18 protein-coding genes are annotated in these 19,344 nt (G+C 37.4%); 9 read left to right on the top strand and 9 right to left on the bottom strand.

Translation table 11 applies throughout. The features are described 5' to 3' along the window. Positions 1 to 16: 16 nt before the first annotated feature. The 6 genes from Q4534_RS00715 to Q4534_RS00690 all read right to left on the bottom strand — a co-directional run bounded on the left by Q4534_RS00715 (position 17) and on the right by Q4534_RS00690 (position 9,217). Positions 17 to 1,450, bottom strand: coding sequence for a GntP family permease (locus Q4534_RS00715; protein WP_303611244.1), 1,434 nt, complete (start codon positions 1,448 to 1,450; stop codon positions 17 to 19). A 4-nt stretch (positions 1,451 to 1,454) separates the two neighbouring features. Beyond that, positions 1,455 to 2,228 (bottom strand): HpcH/HpaI aldolase/citrate lyase family protein, encoded by a 774-nt coding sequence (locus tag Q4534_RS00710; protein ID WP_303611243.1) that lies wholly within the window; start codon positions 2,226 to 2,228, stop codon positions 1,455 to 1,457. 153 nt (positions 2,229 to 2,381) lie between these two features. Next, on the bottom strand, positions 2,382 to 3,914 hold the full coding sequence (locus Q4534_RS00705) for a SusD/RagB family nutrient-binding outer membrane lipoprotein (RefSeq protein WP_303611242.1): 1,533 nt from the start codon (positions 3,912 to 3,914) through the stop codon (positions 2,382 to 2,384). Between the two features lie 50 nt (positions 3,915 to 3,964). Beyond that, the gene (locus Q4534_RS00700; protein ID WP_303611241.1) at positions 3,965 to 7,426 is read right to left on the bottom strand and encodes a SusC/RagA family TonB-linked outer membrane protein; all 3,462 of its coding nucleotides are present in this window, start codon (positions 7,424 to 7,426) and stop codon (positions 3,965 to 3,967) included. A 39-nt stretch (positions 7,427 to 7,465) separates the two neighbouring features. After that, the gene (locus tag Q4534_RS00695) at positions 7,466 to 8,500 is read right to left on the bottom strand and encodes a FecR family protein (RefSeq protein ID WP_303611240.1); all 1,035 of its coding nucleotides are present in this window, start codon (positions 8,498 to 8,500) and stop codon (positions 7,466 to 7,468) included. A 129-nt stretch (positions 8,501 to 8,629) separates the two neighbouring features. Next, on the bottom strand, positions 8,630 to 9,217 hold the full coding sequence (locus Q4534_RS00690; RefSeq protein WP_303611239.1) for an RNA polymerase sigma factor: 588 nt from the start codon (positions 9,215 to 9,217) through the stop codon (positions 8,630 to 8,632). Positions 9,218 to 9,801: 584 nt separating this feature from the next. Between Q4534_RS00690 and Q4534_RS00685 the strand changes: the two genes are divergently transcribed. The 7 genes from Q4534_RS00685 to Q4534_RS00655 all read left to right on the top strand — a co-directional run bounded on the left by Q4534_RS00685 (position 9,802) and on the right by Q4534_RS00655 (position 15,247). After that, positions 9,802 to 10,041 carry a MoaD/ThiS family protein gene (locus Q4534_RS00685; RefSeq protein WP_303611238.1) on the top strand — a complete coding sequence of 80 codons (240 nt, stop codon included), beginning with the start codon at positions 9,802 to 9,804 and terminating at the stop codon, positions 10,039 to 10,041. Position 10,042: 1 nt separating this feature from the next. Continuing rightward, positions 10,043 to 10,456: a molybdenum cofactor biosynthesis protein MoaE gene (locus Q4534_RS00680; RefSeq protein WP_303611237.1), complete on the top strand. Its 414-nt coding sequence runs from the start codon at positions 10,043 to 10,045 to the stop codon at positions 10,454 to 10,456. A 36-nt stretch (positions 10,457 to 10,492) separates the two neighbouring features. Then, complete coding sequence (gene moaA, locus Q4534_RS00675) at positions 10,493 to 11,482, top strand: GTP 3',8-cyclase MoaA (RefSeq protein WP_303611236.1); 990 nt, start codon at positions 10,493 to 10,495, stop codon at positions 11,480 to 11,482. 30 nt (positions 11,483 to 11,512) lie between these two features. Beyond that, positions 11,513 to 12,709 (top strand): molybdopterin molybdotransferase MoeA, encoded by a 1,197-nt coding sequence (locus Q4534_RS00670; RefSeq protein WP_303611235.1) that lies wholly within the window; start codon positions 11,513 to 11,515, stop codon positions 12,707 to 12,709. Positions 12,710 to 12,713: 4 nt separating this feature from the next. Then, the gene (locus Q4534_RS00665) at positions 12,714 to 13,862 is read left to right on the top strand and encodes an XdhC family protein (RefSeq protein WP_303611234.1); all 1,149 of its coding nucleotides are present in this window, start codon (positions 12,714 to 12,716) and stop codon (positions 13,860 to 13,862) included. A gap of 98 nt (positions 13,863 to 13,960) precedes the next feature. Further along, the gene (locus tag Q4534_RS00660) at positions 13,961 to 14,329 is read left to right on the top strand and encodes a hypothetical protein (protein ID WP_303611233.1); all 369 of its coding nucleotides are present in this window, start codon (positions 13,961 to 13,963) and stop codon (positions 14,327 to 14,329) included. 51 nt (positions 14,330 to 14,380) lie between these two features. After that, positions 14,381 to 15,247, top strand: coding sequence for a helix-turn-helix domain-containing protein (locus Q4534_RS00655; RefSeq protein WP_303611232.1), 867 nt, complete (start codon positions 14,381 to 14,383; stop codon positions 15,245 to 15,247). An 81-nt stretch (positions 15,248 to 15,328) separates the two neighbouring features. Here the strand turns inward: Q4534_RS00655 and Q4534_RS00650 are convergent, their stop codons facing one another. The 3 genes from Q4534_RS00650 to Q4534_RS00640 all read right to left on the bottom strand — a co-directional run bounded on the left by Q4534_RS00650 (position 15,329) and on the right by Q4534_RS00640 (position 17,950). Beyond that, entirely contained in the window at positions 15,329 to 16,417 is a 1,089-nt protein-coding gene (locus Q4534_RS00650) for a cytochrome-c peroxidase (RefSeq protein WP_303611231.1), read from the bottom strand. Between the two features lie 34 nt (positions 16,418 to 16,451). Next, on the bottom strand, positions 16,452 to 17,294 hold the full coding sequence (locus tag Q4534_RS00645) for an MbnP family protein (RefSeq protein WP_303611230.1): 843 nt from the start codon (positions 17,292 to 17,294) through the stop codon (positions 16,452 to 16,454). Positions 17,295 to 17,545: 251 nt separating this feature from the next. Further along, on the bottom strand, positions 17,546 to 17,950 hold the full coding sequence (locus Q4534_RS00640; RefSeq protein ID WP_303611229.1) for a hypothetical protein: 405 nt from the start codon (positions 17,948 to 17,950) through the stop codon (positions 17,546 to 17,548). 671 nt (positions 17,951 to 18,621) lie between these two features. Here Q4534_RS00640 and Q4534_RS00635 point away from each other — a divergent pair. Next, positions 18,622 to 18,927 carry a type II toxin-antitoxin system HigB family toxin gene (locus Q4534_RS00635; protein WP_303611228.1) on the top strand — a complete coding sequence of 102 codons (306 nt, stop codon included), beginning with the start codon at positions 18,622 to 18,624 and terminating at the stop codon, positions 18,925 to 18,927. A gap of 18 nt (positions 18,928 to 18,945) precedes the next feature. Further along, positions 18,946 to 19,338, top strand: a complete 393-nt coding sequence (locus Q4534_RS00630; protein ID WP_303611227.1) for a type II toxin-antitoxin system HigA family antitoxin — start codon at positions 18,946 to 18,948, stop codon at positions 19,336 to 19,338. The last annotated feature ends 6 nt before the right edge of the window (positions 19,339 to 19,344 follow it).

The following is a 19,344-nucleotide window of genomic DNA, read 5'->3' as shown; positions in this document are numbered from 1 at the left end:
CTTTGGGTTAATAATTTTAAACTAAAGGAAATATTTTTGCGGCTATCATTATGGTTACCAATCCTACAATTCCCATAATCGTAAGCAAAGGAGAAAAAGTCCGCAAAGCTTCTTTCTCAGTTAAATTACTCATTTTACATACAATCCAAAATCCACTGTCATTCATCCATGGAACCAATTTAGATCCACAAGCTATAGCCAATCCTAAATATAGATGATGAAAATCCAGGCCGGTGGTAGACATACCCGATAAAATACCGGATGCAGTGATCATGGCCACAGTAGCAGAACCTTGGGCGGTTCTCACCAAAGCTGTGATAAAGAATGCCAAAGGTATTAGGGCCATTTGATAGCCTGATGTAAGCTCGGCAATTCTTAAACTAATCCCTGTTTGTTGCAACATGGCGCCAAAAGCTCCACCTGCAGCGGTTATCAAAATAATAACTCCACCGCTAGTTAATGCAGACTGAACAGCCCCTTTCATCCCTTTATCAGCTTTTTGATTTTGAAGATAAAGTGTCAACAAGGCAGCCATAGCCCCCATGATTAACGCCATATTTTTCTCTCCAAAAAACTGAAGTATTAAGATCAAAACATTGCTATTTCCGGCACTGTCCACATCCATAAAAGTGTGGACCATAGCACTACCTGTAATCAGCACTAAAGGCACCAATATTGGAGACAAAGAGATTCCCAATGATGGCAATTGAGCAGCATCTTTATTTGCCAGCGCTTCAATTTCACTTAAAGGAGCATCAATAGATTCCCTCAATGGAATTGGATTTCTTTTATTTACCCACACAGCAAAGAAATAACCTACAATAATGGTCACCGACCCCACTAGGAAACCACCCACCATCATCATGCCTATGGGAATATCCATTTCAGCAATTAAAAATAGAGGCCCAGGAGTTGGTGGCACCAGTGAATTGGCCATGGCTGCTCCTGCTGTTATACACAATACTAGTAATAAATAACTCTGTTTCAGCCGCATGGCCATGGCTTTCGCCAGTGGTATCATCAAGTAAAAAACAGTATCAAAGAAAACAGGTATGCCCAAGAAGAAACTACCGCTCAAGAATGCCAAAGGGGCATTTTTTTCACCTGTCAATCCTAGAATAGACCTTACGATCCGTTCTGCAGCACCACTCATTAACATGGCTTTACCAATGATGGCAGCCATGGCTATTAAAATACCTATTTTTCCTACTGTGCTTCCGAAAGCCGCAGCAATTCGTTCTCCGATTGAGGTATTGGCCAAAGCTTGTGCCGCCGATTCAGATTGGCCCTTGCTTAATGCAAAGTCAACTATAGCTGCTGAAGGAGTCAACCAAGCCACCACCAGGGCAGCCACTATCAGCGCAATAAAAGGGTTTAATTTCCCGACTATGATGCCACCGATTACGATGAGCATCCCTATGACTAGAATAATTAAAGGGTCTTGCAACATCAGTTTACCCTTTCTTATTTTTAGCCGAATTCAACTGGCTAGCCATGGCCCTTGCACCGTTGGCTACAAAGGTAGCATCTGCTCCACATGCGATAAGCTGAATACCCAGGTCGTTGTATTTTTGGAAATCGTTGGGATCGAAAAGCAGAATACCGACGGCTTTACCAGCCTTTTTTGCAGCCTTCACAATTTTCTTTACTGCGTCTATAAACAAAGGGTGGGACAAGTCTCCATCTATTCCTAAAGCCATGGTAAGGTCTGCAGGACCAATAAATAACACATCTACACCCGGTAGCGCAGCAATTTCATCCAGCTCATCTAAGGCTTCTACTGTTTCAATTTGGATAACCCCTAATAGGTTTTCCATTGTACCTTTTTTATAGGCGTCGAAGTTTTTACCGAAACCTGTTGCCCTGACCATTTTTGCCACGCCTCGCACCCCGTTAGGAGGATAATGGATTCCTGCAATGGCAGCTTTGGCTTCTGCTGCTTTTTTTATCTGAGGAACCATAACTCCATTGGCTCCCAGATCCAATACCCGATGAATCCTTTCTTTTTGATGACTCTCAACCCGAACCAAAGCTGTAGCGGGAGTATTCGCTAAGGCCTGAAGTTGGTGCAATAAATCGCTCTGTTCACCTGAACCATGTTCTAAATCGATCAGCACCCAGTCGTAACCTGATGAACCCACAATTTCTGCTGTTACAGAACTGCCTAAGTTTAGCCAACAACCGGCCAATGTTTCACCGGATTTTAATCTTTCTTTTATATTTTTCATTTTAGGTTTATTGTCAATAACAATCCATACAAAACAGCCTCACCATTTTATATTCAGCTGAAATTCAGTTGATTTCTTATAACCTTGGCTATGTCATTGAATTTTCAACACATAGCCAAGGTTTTTAAATAGGAAATAATAGGTTGTTAAATACTATTGCTCTACGTCCCACCAAACCCTAGTATCAAGAATATCAGGCCCCATTCTACTGGTGGCTACATCTATATTATCTTTGTTTACCGTCAACTCAGCGTCAGGATAAGTAAGCCTTCTGATAAAGTCTTCTTCTTTAAGATCACTGCCTGGATATGGATTGGGAGTTAATATGGGATAACCGGATCTTCTGAAATTTGACCAGGCTTCATGACCTATTAAAAAGGAAGAAACCCAATATTGTGTATTGATCAATTCCAGTTCCTTTCCTACCTCTAAAGGGTGATTAGCAATATAGGCATCTATCTCATCAGAGGGGATGGCTACATTATTACCCCATAATGCCATTTGTTCCATATGGGCTCTTATGCCCGCATGGTAGAGCTCTTCCGGATCTCCCGGAGCCCAGCCACGATAAGCCGCCTCAGCCCAAAGAAGTAAAGTTTGAGAATAAGTTACCAAAAAATTGGGTGCTTCGGGGTTTCCCATTCTGCTCCTATCCAATTGACTATAATCAAAAAGGCTGGCAAGTCCTTCATCTTCCACTACAGGGATGATGGTGGTATTGTCATAACCTTGAGGCATTCCTATTTGTGCATCAAAAGCTCTTACTGCATTGGCTTCTACCTGGTCGTTGCCACTAAGGGCACCAATATATCTCACTCCTATAGATGTCAACCTTGGGTCTTCGTTGGCTTTGAAGAAATCAACAAATTCCTTATCAAGGTAATAAAATGGGGCTTGCCCCCCATTCAAGTTTGTTCCAACACCATTTCTGTAGTCGGCATTGTGTCTAACCACAGCGTTGTCATCATTGGATTGCATCAAACCTCCTGCAACCGCCTTGCTTGCATAGGAAGCTGCTGCTGAAGGGTCAACTTTTGACAAACGCATTCCGGCACGCAACAATAAAGAATTCCCTAACCTTTTCCACTGTATGATATTGCCACTGTACATAACTTCTTGACCAATATCGTCTTTGGAAGCATCAAGTCCTTGGACTGCAGCTTCTAAATCGTTTAATATGGCATTGTAAATACTTTCCTGAGAATCATATTTAGGAAATACTACACCATCGATATAACCTTTTCCGGCTTCAGTATATGGAATATCACCATAGGTATCTGTCAAAACTAGAAATGCATGGGCTTTCCAAATTTTCAAGATGTGTTCCAAGTTGGTTCTATCCGGCATATCCTCCAGTGCTGATAAGCCATCCACCAGATTTTTAATTATGGTTTGATAATAGGTATACCAGTTACCTTGGGTGGCAGCTCTATTGTCTTGATTTAAATTCCCTCCTGTTCCAACACCTTGGAAGGGAGTAATCATTTGCCTAACTATGGTAACTTCATAGGTCAAATTATTGTAACCCGGAGAACTGGTAATGATCGCCTGGTTTAATTGAAAGGTGGGGTCAATTGATGTTAACCTGACCGGGTTGGTATTCATTTCATCAAATCCTGAATCACAGGAGAACAAAAGGAATAGCAAAATAACAGGGTATATATATGATTTTTTAGACTTTTTCATCGCTAATTAATTTAGTTGTAACTCACATTTCATGGCTAGCAGCAAAGTCATTAAAACTTCACATTCAGGTTAAAACCAATACTTCTGGTAACCGGTAAACCGGTAGCTTCCAAACCTGCACTATTATCGGAGATAATACCATTTTGGTCCGGATGGATATGAGGTACCCATTTTTTTATTACCGCAACATTGTTTGAAACAACATTCAATCTCAATCCTTTGATAAAATTGTTTTGTGGAATCAAGTCAGTTAAGTCATATCCCAAGGTCAACTGACGCAACTGCCATGAACCGGCATTAAATACAGACTGTTCAGACATTCTTCCGGAACGAATCGTTTCATAAAATGTCTGTACAGGAGCTTGAGCCGTATTGATTTCCCCATTAGGGTTAACACCATCGCCAACAACATATCCTTGCTCTCTACCAACAAGGGTAGCCTTGTCTAACCCATGTCTATAAGCATTGGTATGGGTGCCTGAAATCAACTTGTGTCCCAGTTTAAAATCTATCAAGAAGGAAAAGCTAAGCTTTTTATAATTGAAACTATTCGTAAAGCCGCCTACCCATACAGGGATTGCTGAACCAAAGTTTAATTGCTCATTTGATCTCAATGGTCTACCACTGTCCGGATCAAAAACTTGTCTTCCTTGGTCATCTCTTAGGTAACCCCAGCCATACAATTGCGCCATGGGTTTCCCAACCTCCTGCCTTAATTCGCCATGAAACTCTGCCAATCCAACTGTAATAAAAGAACCCTCAACATCATCACCAAGACTTAAAACTTTGGATTGATTATAAGAAGCATTGGCTCCAAAATTCCACTCAAAATCAGAAGTTTTTATAGGTGAAATATTCGCATACATTTCTAGTCCTTTATTCTCACTTTCCCCGACATTAATCAATTGATTGACATATCCGGAACCATTTGAAATCTGAGCCTGCAGAATTTGATCAGAAGATAACTTATCGTAATAGGAAACTTCAAAACGCAGGTTATCAAACAAGGTCATTTCCAACCCAATTTCCTTTTCCCGAACTCTCATGGGTCTTAAATTGGAATTGGGCACCACTGAGCCACTTACACTTCCCACTGGCTGTGCCACTCCGTTGGAGTTGGGGAATTGCTGCTGGTTGATATTGTAAAACAGATTGTTTGCATAAGGCTGAACATCTGTATCACTACCTACTTCCGCATAAGCCACCCTAATTTTCCCAAAGGTCATCCAGTTAGGCAGGTTTTCAAATGCCTGAGAGAAGACAAAACTACCGGTGATAGAAGGGTAAACAATACTTCTATTTTCAGGAGAAAGGGTAGAAAACCAATCGTTTCTAACTGTACCATTTAAGTATAAATAGCCTTTCCAAGACAATTCAGTGCTACCATATAAGGAATTCACTTGTCTTTCAGAAATGCTGTAATTGGTAGTAATCTTACTGGCATTTCCTATGGTATAAAGGTCTCTGGTATAGAAGTTTTCTCCCAAAAGGGTGTTAACATCCAACCTCCTATACATTTGGTTTCCACCAAGGTTAACCATTAAGCCAAAGTCACCAAAAGATTTATTCATTCCTAATAGAAAATCTGTATTAACCTCTCTAAACCTTCTGATATCCTGAACATATTGTCCATTGACAAATCCGGGAGGTGGTGATGATTGTCTTTGAGAGCCTGTTGGTAAATTGTATTCCGAATCTCTGGAATAAAAATCTTGTCCAAACCTACCCTGAACATATAACCAATCTGTAATGTCATACCTGGCAGTTATATTTCCATAAACCCTATCTCTGATATTGTTTTCAAATCTGGAAAGGGCAAAGTATGGATTGGTTCTGTTGGTAAACCTTGAATAAGGAAATTCATCCCCATTTTCATCAAATGCATATTGCTCCAATAAATCCAAAGGCATACTACTAGCAAGTGTATAAATGACCACAGGACTAAAATCCTGCTCTGCTATATTGGGGGGATTGATTCTATCCTCTTTGGAATAATTGATATTTCCGGAAACCGTTAACTTGTTGATGTTTTGGGTAAAGCCCAAGTTTATTGTTTTTCGATTGTAATTGGAGCCCGGCAAAATGGCTTTACTGTCCATGTTTGCAACTGACAAACTAAAGCCACCATTTTCTCCTCCTGAGGACAAGGTGACAGTATTGGAAAGGGTCGAACCATTTCTATAGTAATCTCTAATCTTGTTGGGTTGAGCAGTGTAAGGCACTTCAATTCCATCAAATAAGATTTGTGTCATTCCGGGCTCAATTTTTTCCCCAAAGCTCCAAACGCCAGAAACCGGTCTTGGTGAGGTTGGCCTTAGTCCACCTTCACCTTGTCCATATTCATACTGGTAATCAGTAAAATCAAGCGGGGTGTCATTGGTATAATTGGTATTGAGTTCTATTTGAATTCCTGAACCTGTGGCCCTGTTTCGGGTAGTAATCATTATTACACCATCTTTTGCCCTTGCCCCATATAATGCAGAAGCAGCAGCACCTTTCAATACTGACATTGAAGTGATATCATCAGGGTTTATACTGCTCAATCCATCTCCACTATCCGATTTCCTGTTACTTCCAACCTCAGATACATCTCCACTTACACCAAAATTAGTATTGTCTATGGGAACGCCATTGACAACGATAAGCGGGCTATTATTTCCTCCAAATGAAGAAACCCCTCTAATCCTAATTTTACTACTACCCTGAGGTCCGGAACCCATGGAAGAAATGTTTACCCCTGCAACTTTCCCTTGAAGGGAATTGATAAAATTGGGGGTCCTGTTGATGGTCATTTCTTCAGATTCTACCGTAGAAGTAGCATAACCCAGGCTCTTGGCCTCTCTTTTAATCCCTAAAGCAGTCACCACAACTTCTTCTAAGCCGGCGATGTTCTCCTCCAGGGTAACATTAATGATGGACCGGGAATTGATTTGAATCCTTTGCGTAGTGAACCCTATATAAGATACCATCAACTCTCCATCTTCAGGAGCCGTTAATGAAAAATTACCGTCAATGTCCGTTATGGTGCCAACTGTGGTTCCGATAACGGATATGGCAGCCCCCGGAATAGGTTCTCCGGATTTATCTGTAACCTGACCTTTTACGTTGATGTCAGCACGTTCCAGAATAATTTCAACCTTTTTCTGATTTGGTTTTTCCCCCAAATACTTCACACTAATATTATTGTTAACCTGCTTGAAATGCAAGTTTTTAAGACGCGCCAAGTCCTTTAAAATATCTGCGACAGTTCCCTTGCTTCTATCCAAGGTAAGGACTTCGGAATCTTCAATCGCCTGATCTGTGTAGAAAAACCGATAATCTGTCTTACTTTCTATATTATTTAATAGATCTTTCAAATTTCCTTCAAGGAAATCCATTCTAATTTTTACATCTTCAATACTCTTGGCAGTATTGGCAGCTGATGTAGGCAGCACGGTGATTATGCTTAATAACCCAACGATAAGTATCCTATACTTTAGGCTATTAAACTTGTTAAATAAAACATGTTTCATGGAATTTTGGGTATTGGTTAGAAATAATTATTGTACTACTTATTCATTCATATTATTGGTATTTATAGTTACTTGGTTCATATTTATATCAAAATGGAAATTCAAGGCATGGCCCAATACATTTAAAACATTTGTCAGGTAAGTGTTTTTCTGAAAATCTCCATTGCATTTTTCTTTGGGGATCTCTCCTTTAACTGTAATTTCAACCCCATACCAGTTCTCCAATTTTTTGACTACTCGTTCAAAATCTTCATTGTTGAAATGCAGGATACCTTCTTTCCATGGGGCGATTTTTTTGGGATCTACACTGTATTTTATCATTTCTCCTTGTCCGGAAGCTATATTGCTAGCTTCCCCCGGGGCCAATATTAATTCTTCACCTGAGCTAGCGTTTAAGATTTTTAATGAACCTGTGGCCAATCCAATTTCAACGGATTCAGGAAAAACTGAATTGACATTAAAAGAGGTACCCAATACTTGTGTTTTGATGTGGGAGGCTTCTACCGTAAATGGATGATCTTTGTCTCTAAAAACTTCAAAAAATGCTTCACCTTTTAAAATCACTTGTCGGTTAACTATAAAGTTTTCCGGGTATTTAATTTCACTTCCTGCATTAAGATAAACCCTTGAACTATCTGGTAATAAGATCTTAGATTTGATTCCCTGAGGATTGGATTTACTAAGCCATACAACTTCTTGCTCAACTTTCTTTTCTTCCTTATTCCCATCCGCCCAAAAATCAAGGGTCTTTAAAACCAATAATAATGCTACTATACAGGCAGCATATTTAAAAATAGATTTAAACGCAGAAATTTTTGTAGAATGAAAGCTATTAAAAAAATCTTCAGTGTTGTTAGAAGGCAGGTCTTTGTTGGACTTTGAGCGAGAAGGTTTTGAAAGGTGAGTTACTTTTATTGATTTAATTTCTTCCTCTTCAGCCCAAGTTTCTTTCAGTAGTTTTTGATAGCTTCTTTTTCCAAGATCGCTTTCAAGAAAATGCAAAAATTCAATCGCTTCCTTTTTTGAAAGTTTGCCTTCATGAAAATCTTGCCATTTTTTGGTGAAGTTATCCATCTAAAACCAATTGTTTATATGGTATATATCCTCTACTACCTACATTTACTTACGTCAATTATTATTTTTACTATATATTTAATATATTCTTATTTTTTTTACAAAATAACCAACTAATTATAAGTCTGTTTAATAAATAAACAATATTAAAAGCATTTCATAGGGAATTAATTCATTGGAGATAAACTGTTTTTTTAGCTTTTTAGTAGCTTTATACAGTTGATTTTCAACAGTTCTTTTGGAGATATGTAGTTTTTCCGCAATTTCATCTGAGGTCAATTGTTCCGAATACCTTAGGGAAATGACTTCTTTTTGTCCTTTGGGTAGTGAAGCAATCGCTCTGTTTGAGAATGACTTAATTTCTTCAAATAGAATTTGTTCCTCGGTACTATTGTCTGATTTTTTTAAAAAATGAATATTGTACTTTTGATAAGCAATCTCCAATGCCTGCTTTTTAGATCGCTTAAAAATCCTAGACTTCATTATGGAGAGCAAGTAAGCATTAAAAGACAAAGTACTGTCCAATGTTGCTCTTTTTTCCCATACTTTTAAAAACACTTCTTGCACCACCTCTTCTGAATCTTGCCGATTTAAAAACATTTTCCTGCAAGTATTAAGAATTTTAGGACCGAATAGTTTATACAACTTATTATAGGCTTTTTGATCTCCGGTCTGCAATAAGCCTACTAGCTCAGGAACGGATAGGTTATTGTCCATTGGGTTGATATATTGGTAAATAAAACAATACAAGTAATGAATTTTTCCTGAAATACACAATTTATACCTATCACCTTTTATTTTTACCAGTTATAATACTGTTAAAATATTTTTTTATAAAAGATTGTTAATTAGTTGAAATTTTTTATAATATTTCCTATAAATATTTTAATTTGCCTTAGCTTTTTAGAAAAATATGTGAATATTTATCAAACGAAAAATACAATCAAGTATTTTTTAATCACTTCCTGCTTTAATGTTGTACCTGTTTCCTTAATTTACTTTGATTACCCTATTTCTTTTCAGCTTACAAAGAGAAGTAAACCATTAAATAAATAGGACCATTAATAAAAAATTTAGTGAGCTAACTAGCCTTTTCCTATGACATACTTTATAGGTGAACATGCGGTGAGGACACTTTTCGAAACCTATAAAACCAAGAAGGGAATGGGAAACCTATAAATTAACCTTGCCGGAATGAGAGGCTCAGATAAGTTATTTTCCTAAGAATATACTCAATTTTTATGTTTAATCGAATGCTTATGTTTAGCTTTATCATTAGATTAAAGAAAATTACTGAAGGTATGAAAATTCAATTATTTGGAATTTCTAAGGACATTGTTGGTCAAAGAGAATTGGCCTTGCCCAATGATCCTTCCCTACAAACTGTTATGGATTTGAAAAAATGGATCTTGCACCAATATCCAAGAATGGGAAATCTTAGCAGTATTGGCATAGCGGTTGACTTGGAATATGCAGAGGACGATCAACCCATTGGGCAAGCGAAAGAAATAGCATTAATACCACCTGTAAGTGGCGGATAATATGATACACATTAAATTGGTGGATAATATAGTCTTGGATGAGGCATATTCCTACTTACAAGATCCAGAAGCCGGAGGCATGGACCTATTTATTGGGAGTGTAAGAAACCATGCTTTAGGAAAAGATGTTGTTAAACTAGAATTTGAGGCCTATGAACCTATGGCCATTTCGGAAATGAAAAAATTGGCACAACAGGCCATCGAGAAATGGCCACTAAAAAAAGTGTTAATTATTCATGCTTTGGGAGAAAAACAAGTCGGTGAGCCTGTAGTGGTTATTGGGACCTCTTCCGCACACCGACAGGATGCTTTTGAGTCTTGCAGGTTCCTAATTGATGAACTTAAAATGACTGTTCCAATTTGGAAAAAAGAATATTTTACAGATCAAACCGTATGGGTAAATGCACATCCTTAGCCCAAAAGGTGTCAACCAATTACCCATCAAATTAATATGGAGCAAAAGCTAATCGACAAATACGGTAGAGCATTAGATTATTTGAGATTATCAGTGACTGATCGCTGTAATTTCAGGTGCTATTATTGTATGCCGGAGGAAGGAATGAATTTTGTTCAGCGAAATGACCTACTTAGCTATGAAGAACTAGATTACCTTACCCGCATATTTGTTGACCTTGGGGTCAAAAAAATCAGAATTACCGGTGGAGAACCCTTTGTAAGGAAAGGCATTTTAGACTTCATCGAATTGCTCTCTAAAAATCAAGGACTTAAAGAAATAACCCTCACGAGTAATGGTTCCATTACCAAGGCTCAAATCAATCAATTGGCCAAGTTCGGGGTAAAAAAGGTAAACATTTCTTTGGACTCTTTGGACCCAAAACGCTTTTTTGAGATTACAAGAAGGGATAAGTTTCAGGAAGTGATGAATTGTATTTTAACCTTAATTTCCCAGGATTTTAATGTAAAGCTCAATTGTGTAATTGATGGAAAAAAGAACATTGAGGACATTGTTCCTTTTATCAATCTAACGAAGGATCATGCTTTGTCGGTCAGGTTTTTGGAAGAAATGCCCTTCAACGGTACCGATAAATTTGATATCCCTGAGTGGAATTACAAAGCCCTTTACAATTATATTGAAGCCCATTTTCCCGGCATTCAAAAAATAACTGATGGATCCAATAGTACCTCTGTCAATTACCAAATACCTGGATTCAAAGGCTCTTTTGGAATAATTCCGGCTTTTAGCAGAACTTTTTGTGGTACATGCAATAGGATTAGGCTTTCTGCCACCGGAGAATTAAGAACATGTCTTTATGGACCACCCGTAACCAATTTGAGAGATATATTACGAAGTGGCTGTGGGGAGGACCAACTCAAAGCTTCGATTTTAGAAGCAGTTGCAAATAAGGCGAAAGACGGTTTCGAAGCGGAAAATCAAGTTTCAGACCAAGCTAAAAATTCCATGTCATTTTTAGGAGGATAGTTTTTTCTTTAAACCCAGACAATTTACCCGATGATACGTGTAAGTGAAGCCCAAGAAATATTGCTAAAATTTTCGAAAAAAGGCCCCACAGAAAGGATTCCTTTTGAAAATTGCCTGAACCGTATGCTTGCAGAAAATATATTTGCAGATCGTGATGCCCCACCTTTCGACCGTGTGGCCATGGATGGGATTGCCATTCAAAGTGATCAGCTTCAAATACGTCAACAATTTGTAATCGAAGATATACAGGCTGCAGGGCAAGAACAAAAAAGTTTGAATAATCCTGAAAATTGCCTGGAAGTCATGACAGGTGCAGTTTTACCTGCGCATACAGACTGTGTCATTCCCTATGAAAAATTGACCATCAAGAATGGTGTGGCTCGATTAATTTCTACGGATCACAAAGCTTTTCAAAACACACATAAAAAAGGAATTGATGCGAAAAAGGGTGAACAATTGCTTTCTTCAGGCACTTGGATTCACCCCGGTGTAAAAGGCGTTCTGGCCACAACCGGTCACACTGAAGTAGAAGTGGCGCAACTACCAAAAGTTATGATCTGTTCTACAGGAGATGAACTGGTACCTATCCAGAACACACCCCTTCCCCATCAAATTAGGCGTTCAAATGTTTATATGCTTCAAGCTGCACTCAAAGACTTGAATATTGAAGCACATACTACTCACCTGCCTGATGATAAGGAACAGCTTAATGCTTCCATAGGGAAACTGCTGGAAGAATATGACCTGCTTATGTTTTCGGGAGCTGTTTCCAAGGGAAAATATGATTTTCTACCGGATGTTTTTGAGGAATTAGGTATTCAAATACACATTCATGGCGTAAAGCAAAAGCCCGGGAAACCATTTTTATTTGGCACTAAATCCACTAAAAGTATTTTTGGCTTTCCCGGCAACCCCAGCTCCACGCTGGTTTGTTTTCATCTATATTTTAAATGCTGGTTCAATCATTACTTGGGAAATTCTCCAAAAAGTAATTATGCCTACCTTAATAAAGAGGTTACATTTAAAAAGCCCTTAACCAACCATCTGCTTATTAAAAGTAGTTTTGAAGATGGAAAAATTCTTGCTGAGCCTGTAATTAATTCAGGTTCAGGAGACCTTGTACACTTGGCCTTGGCAGATGGCTTTCTTAGCCTGCCACCGGAAAAAGACACTTTTAAAAAGGGAGAACTATTTCCCATCACTTACTTTCACCAAACAGGTTTGTAGGGACATGAAAGAAATAAAAGAAATCCTCAAAGCATATGATTTGGCAGTGCAGCACAATGAAAAAACCGCACTGGCTACGGTCGTAAAAGTGGAAGGATCTTCTTATCGTCAACCGGGAGCCAGAATGCTTATAACGGAAAACGGGGCCCTAACAGGAGCAATTTCAGGCGGTTGTTTGGAAGGAGATGCGCTCAAGAAAGCACAAATGGTAATTTTTAAGCAGCAATCCATGCTTGTCACTTATGACACCACAGATGATGACGATGCTAAATTTGGAGTAGGTCTGGGCTGCAATGGAATTATCCATATATTGATTGAACCAATCGTGGAAAGCAGGAAAAATAATCCAATCCAATTGCTCAAAGTCTGCACAACAAACCGATCACCTAAAGTGCTGGTTACCCTATTTGATTTGAAAAATAAAAGGGCAAATCAACCCGGCACCCTGCTCCTTTTTCAAGAAAAAGAAAGCATTTACAATCAAACGTTTAATCAAGTAAAAACCGAGGTACAAACTTCCATTTTAGAGGCATGTTCAACTGTTTTTACTAACAATAAAACCCTAATTCAATCCATTGAACAAACAAATTTTACTGCTTTTGTGGAAAATATGCAGCCTTCCATCCGATTGAACATCATTGGTGCAGGGAATGATGTATTGCCCCTTGTAAAATTGGCCAAAGCCATGGGTTGGGATATTGTCATTGCAGATGGGAGAAGTAATTTGGCTACTTCTACGCGTTTTTCAGAGGCAATTGAAGTATTGACGGGGAAAGCAGATGAGGTGGTAGGCCGATTAAAAGTGGACCGGAAAACAGCTGTTGTACTCATGAGCCATAACTTCAATTATGACCTGGGAATTTTAAAAGGTCTGTACCCTTACAAATGCCCCTATATAGGTGTACTTGGCCCCAAAAAAAAGCTGCTAAAGTTAATGGACCAATTAGCTAATCAGGATATTGCCCTTCAGGAAAAGGAAGAAAACTTGATTTTTGGCCCGATGGGGCTGGATATAGGTGCGGAGAGTCCTGAAGAAATAGCCTTGTCTATATTGTCCGAAGTGAAGGCGGTAATGGCCGGAAACGTTGGCGGGCATCTCAGATCAAAAAATGGCCCTATTCACAACCACCCAAATGGGTCAGTTAGGTCCTGAGAAAGGACGACAATAATTATCTTACCCTTTAATTTTTCCTTGAATCCGACCTAAAACTATTTTTTTAGCGACATATATTTTTTAATTTTAGAAAATAAATGAGAAAGTCACTGTCCATATTATTTGTATTATTGTTTATGCTCCAAAGCACAAGCAAGTTATGGATAATGGCCTCTTTCTATGCACAGAGAGACTATATTATAGAAAACTTATGTGAAAACCGATTTGAGCCAATGACAATGTGTGGAGGGGTATGTTTTCTTGATAAACAATTGGCAGAGAATGAAAAGGAAGAGCAAAATTCACAGAACTTCAATGAAAAAGAGGTGCAATTTTTTTGTCCAGAAGTGGGTTCATATGCTCTTAATCAAAGTTTATTAATACCCATTAGTCACCATAAGCCAAGCTACACTTCAGCCTACAATATTGGATATATCCATGGTATTTTCCATCCGCCCAAAGCTTGATATTTTTTTACTTATCATCCATCTAATTTTATTATCTAAACATCAAATTTCATGCAGGAAATGGACATTTCCTTTTGTGACATGGGCTTGTTTGGTGATGGTATTGAGCATTTCTGGGTAGAAGATTTGAAAGGTTTATTAGAGGAATATCCGGATTTGGAAAATCCCCACAAACAAGACTTCTATGTACTTCTTTTGATCAAAAAAGCAGAAGGAGAAGTCATGGTTGACAACCAGAAAATTCGCTTAGACAAAACCAAGGCCATTGTCATAAAACCACGAAGCATTAATCAACTCAGTATCAACAGAGAAGCTGAAGGAAAAATCATTTGTTTTACCGAAGACTTCTTCTCCCTAAGGTACAATAACAATCAATTGAGTAGGTTTACTTTTCTTAACAAATCAGGAGGATGTTTTGTGAGAATCAAGGCTGCAGATTGGGAAAAGTGTGAGCTATTATTATCCCTTGTGTACAATGAATTCAAGCAGAAAAAAGGTGAATATACCCATTTATTGAGGTCATACCTCAACATCATTCTTTTCGAACTAGAACGCCAATGCCCTTATTCGGGTAATCAGAAATCAAAATCAGTAGGCCGTAGTAAAATTAAGAAGTTTGAACAATTGATAGACCAACATTATAAAAAGGAAAAGTTACCCTCCTTTTATGCAGATAAACTCAATGTGAGTGCAAACTATTTGAATCGATTATGCAAGGAAGAAACCGGATTAACGGCAGGAGACTTGATAAGGAAAAGAATAATCACTGAAGCCAAGAGGCTATTGATCTATACAGACAATATGGTGAATGAAATTGCCTATGCGTTGGGTTTTGAAAGCACCTCCTACTTTGTAACCTTCTTTAAAAAATACGATAACCATAGCCCGGAAAAATTTAGAAAAAAATACTTGAGTTAATTTAATGCCTAGATAACAATTCCTTTTGGACAGATTAAAGCCTATGTTTGACGCTGTTGTATTATTATTAGCTTTAAAAAATTAAAACCCAGAGAAATCAGGGTTGTATAGGAACTCCTCATCCGTTAGGGTATGTAAAAAGGCGATTATTGCCTCCTTGTCGGAATCAGAAAGAGCTAAGCCGGCTTTACCATTGTTTTGGTACAGTAGTCTACTCGTGGTTTTGGCAGCTTTGACTCCTTCGGAATAATGTTCCAAAACTTCTTCGATTCCGGAAAAACGGCCATCATGCATATAAGGTGCACTAACCATTGTATTTCTTAGGGTTGGTGTTTTGAAAGCCCCTAGGTCTTCTAGTTCAAAAGTTATTCTATACCTACCTTGGTAGCTCAACTCGTGGGATTCATCAGTAAAGCTGTTATCTAAACCATTATTATGGAAGGCGTTATCAGTGAATAATTCTCCACTATGGCAGCTTGAACATTTTTCCTGAACAAGATTCAATCCTTTTAACTCAAGGTCATTAAGGTTTCCTCCCCTTTCATTTCGAACGTATTTATCATACCTTGAATTGGATGAAATTAAGGTTCGCTCAAATTGAGCTAAGGCTTTGGCTATATTTTGAAAAGTAAGACCATCCTCAAAAGCATTTAAAAATAATTCACTATACTCAGGATCAGCAGTCAGTCGTTTTTCCAAATTATCAAGGCTCATCCCCATTTCATCGGCATGTGTTAAAGGTCCAAAAGCTTGAGATTCTAGATTTTTGGATCCTCCATCCCAGAAAAACCCTTGGTCCATCCAAGCCATATTGATCAAGGTTGGAGAATGACGTACCAATTCCTTCCCGGAAACCCCAAAATTCCCTAAGGAAACCCCATCAGAAAATGCTAACTCCTGATTATGACAGCTGGAACAAGAAACTTTGCCGTCTAAAGACAATTCGGGATCATAAAAAAGAGTTCTACCCAATAACACACCTTCTTTACTAATTGGATTATCCGGCATTACTACCGGGGAAGGGAAATTCGCAGGAACTTGTATACCAATTAGCGTTGGGCTATATAGAGGTTCAGGAGGATTTACATCACCAATAATATCACAGGAGGCCATGAATAGGCCTCCTGCGAATAGCATCAACAACCATTGTAATGAATGAATTTTCAACATATTTAATTCACAACATACATTGCACTGTTTTTACTTATTTAACCTCAAAATCGGCAGATACCAATGAAATGGCCGCTATATGATTGTTAGTTAATTTCTCCATTAAATCAGGCTTGCTAGCCCCAATGAAATTGTTTTCCCATGGAGCATCCACTTCAAGGGTCTTTTCAACATCAAATTCAAGATTTATAGAAGAGGTAGTTTTAGAGCTTATGGTTATGGGAGAATCAAATTGAATATCCTTCTGGCTGTAGTAATCATTTGAACCTACTTCCCAGATGAAACTTTTAGCTTCCGGCTCATCTTTGATAACTTCCATTTCTCCGGATATGGAAGTAAAGATATAGCTTGTATGCCAATGCCAACTTGATTTTGACATACCATTAAGTGGATTTAACTCCCCGGCTTGTAAAGAAAGGTTATCGTTATATTCCGGTGCAACACCAATGCTAAACTTGATTCCGGTGTAATTCCCTACAGGAATATCTGAAATGGAAATTTCCTCTCTCTTTTTGGCAGGATAAACTTTATTATAACTTCCATCCTGAATAGGTATCTCATTGGTTTCTTCCACGAGATAGTGAGAATCAGGCACTAAAAATTCTTCTCCATCTTCATTTACCAATATCACATTACTTACCCAATACCTCAAATTCGTAAATTCATATTTAAGGTCAATTTCCTCATCTCCTTCAACAAATTTATAATCCATCGGTTTATTGAGCTCGAAATCAATATCACCATACCTCGCATCCAATACAAGGGTAGTTTCACCTGCAGTGGCCATTTCAATTTCCTTTTCTATGTATTCTACTTCGGTTTCTGTACAAGATATAGAAGCCAAAACTATCGTTCCAATAGCTAAATATTTTTTCATTTTTATTATCAATTTTTATTATATTATTATTTATAATTACCCCATGCTCAATAACATTTCTAATCTCTGAAGTAAACTATTGCATGCAGGATTGAGCCTTGCTGTTCCTACTAAGCATACTTATTCAAGAAGAAACCAAGGAAATAAATAGTACAGTAAGCCTACAATTAATTATAGCGCATGGGCTTAGTAAGCATTTCAGGTACTAAGTTCAACAAGGGACTTAGTCTTGTTTTTGACGGACTTCGGTATTATAATCCTTTCCATAAATCATAACCTGAATATTTCCCAATAGGCGGACGGAAAATGGATCGAGAATGATTGTTTCCAAAAAACAACTGTTGGTAAGGCAAATAGGTAAAAACATTAATCCTATATTCAGGTAAATATGCTGCTAGAACTTCTTCAAGATATACAAACAAATGAAATCCCTTTAAATCAATTTCGGCTTGATCTTGCTTTCTGTCCTGTTCCTGTTGCAACTTCTTCATTAACACACATTGTCCACCACAAGCACTATTTGGTACAAACCGGTTAACACATTCATTCTTTATAATGTAATCCCTATTTGCATAAAATGAAGCCATTATCCAGAAGGATACTGACCCTTGGATCAACATCATAATGGACATAAATAGAACAGCTGTATTTTTCATTTTGGCTTAAAAGGTAGACAAACTATTGACTTGATTAGGAGGATAACTACCTAAAAAAGAGTCAATCAAATAACTGAATTTTAATATTATTTTTTTTCGAAAACAAAGTTATAATTTCCAGCCGGCATGATCATTTATCTTTTTGTGCCAATTATTACACTAGACCATCAAGTTTATGTAGTTTTTTAGTTCTTATTTTTAGGTTTACAGCACCCCTTTACATAAATACTTTATCTTATTATTACATAAAATAGGCAGGAACTTGCTTAAACCTAGATGGATGGAAATGTAAGAGAAAAAGAAAATTAATTTTTACTTGCCAATTACGGTAACTTGGAACAATTAAGTTAATGGGCTATGTTAAGTTTACTTGTTGTGCTGGGAAAAAATGAATGTCATTTAAATTAATTGAATAAAATCAAAAATTTTAACAGCTTAAATAAATTTATTAAAGGTAATTTATTAGAATACATACATTAAATCAAACACAATACAATTAAAACATTATGGTTGTATTGTTTATATCGATTTTACTTTGATTAAATACTTTGTTATTCAATCAATAATCAGTAATTTTAAGAAATAGTTTTAACCTCAATAAATTATTTTCGTACTTTTGTTTTCAATTTGAAAACTTTTTCCTACCTTCCATCGTTGTAAAGTTAGCTGTATTGAAAAATATCGTTTCAATCAAAAATCTGATTGCATTTTACGAAAAGTATCCGGATGCTAAAACAAGTATAGAAACTTGGGTTTCAATTGCAAAAAGTGCAAACTGGCAAAAACCATCGGATGTGATTAATGATTTTTCAAAAGCTAAAACATTGAAAAATAAGCGAATAGTGTTTAAAATTTCAAAAAACAGATATAGAATTATTGCACAGATTTCTTATCAAAGGCAGTGGATTTTTATCAGGTTTATTGGAACACATGCTGAATACGACAAAATTGATGCAAATATTGTTGCACAATATTAATATTGACAAATAGTAATTATGAAGTGGGAAAAAACAATCACTACGGAACAAGAATATGAAATTGCTTTAGCAAGACTTTCTACAATTTTCGATGCTGACCCCGATAGTGCAGAAGGAATGGAAGCGGAATTATTAGTGACACTAATAGAAAAGTATGAAAAGGAACATTACCCTATTTCACTTCCTGACCCAATTGATGCCATTAAAGACACAATGGAAAGAAAAGGCCTAAAAGACAAAGACTTAATCCCAGCTATTGGAAGCAAAACCACTGTTAGTCTTGTGCTCAATAGAAAAAGACCTATGAAGGTAGAAATGGTTAGAAAATTATCAGCTCTTCTTGGTTTATCGGTGAATTTATTAATCCAACCCTATACACTAGTTGATAAACAGGAAAAGATTAACCAATAAGCTTAT

Origin of the sequence: Cyclobacterium sp. 1_MG-2023, assembly GCF_030546805.1 — a bacterium.
Classification (GTDB): Bacteria; Bacteroidota; Bacteroidia; order Cytophagales; family Cyclobacteriaceae; genus Cyclobacterium.
This window is presented reverse-complemented; position numbering and strand designations above follow the sequence as displayed.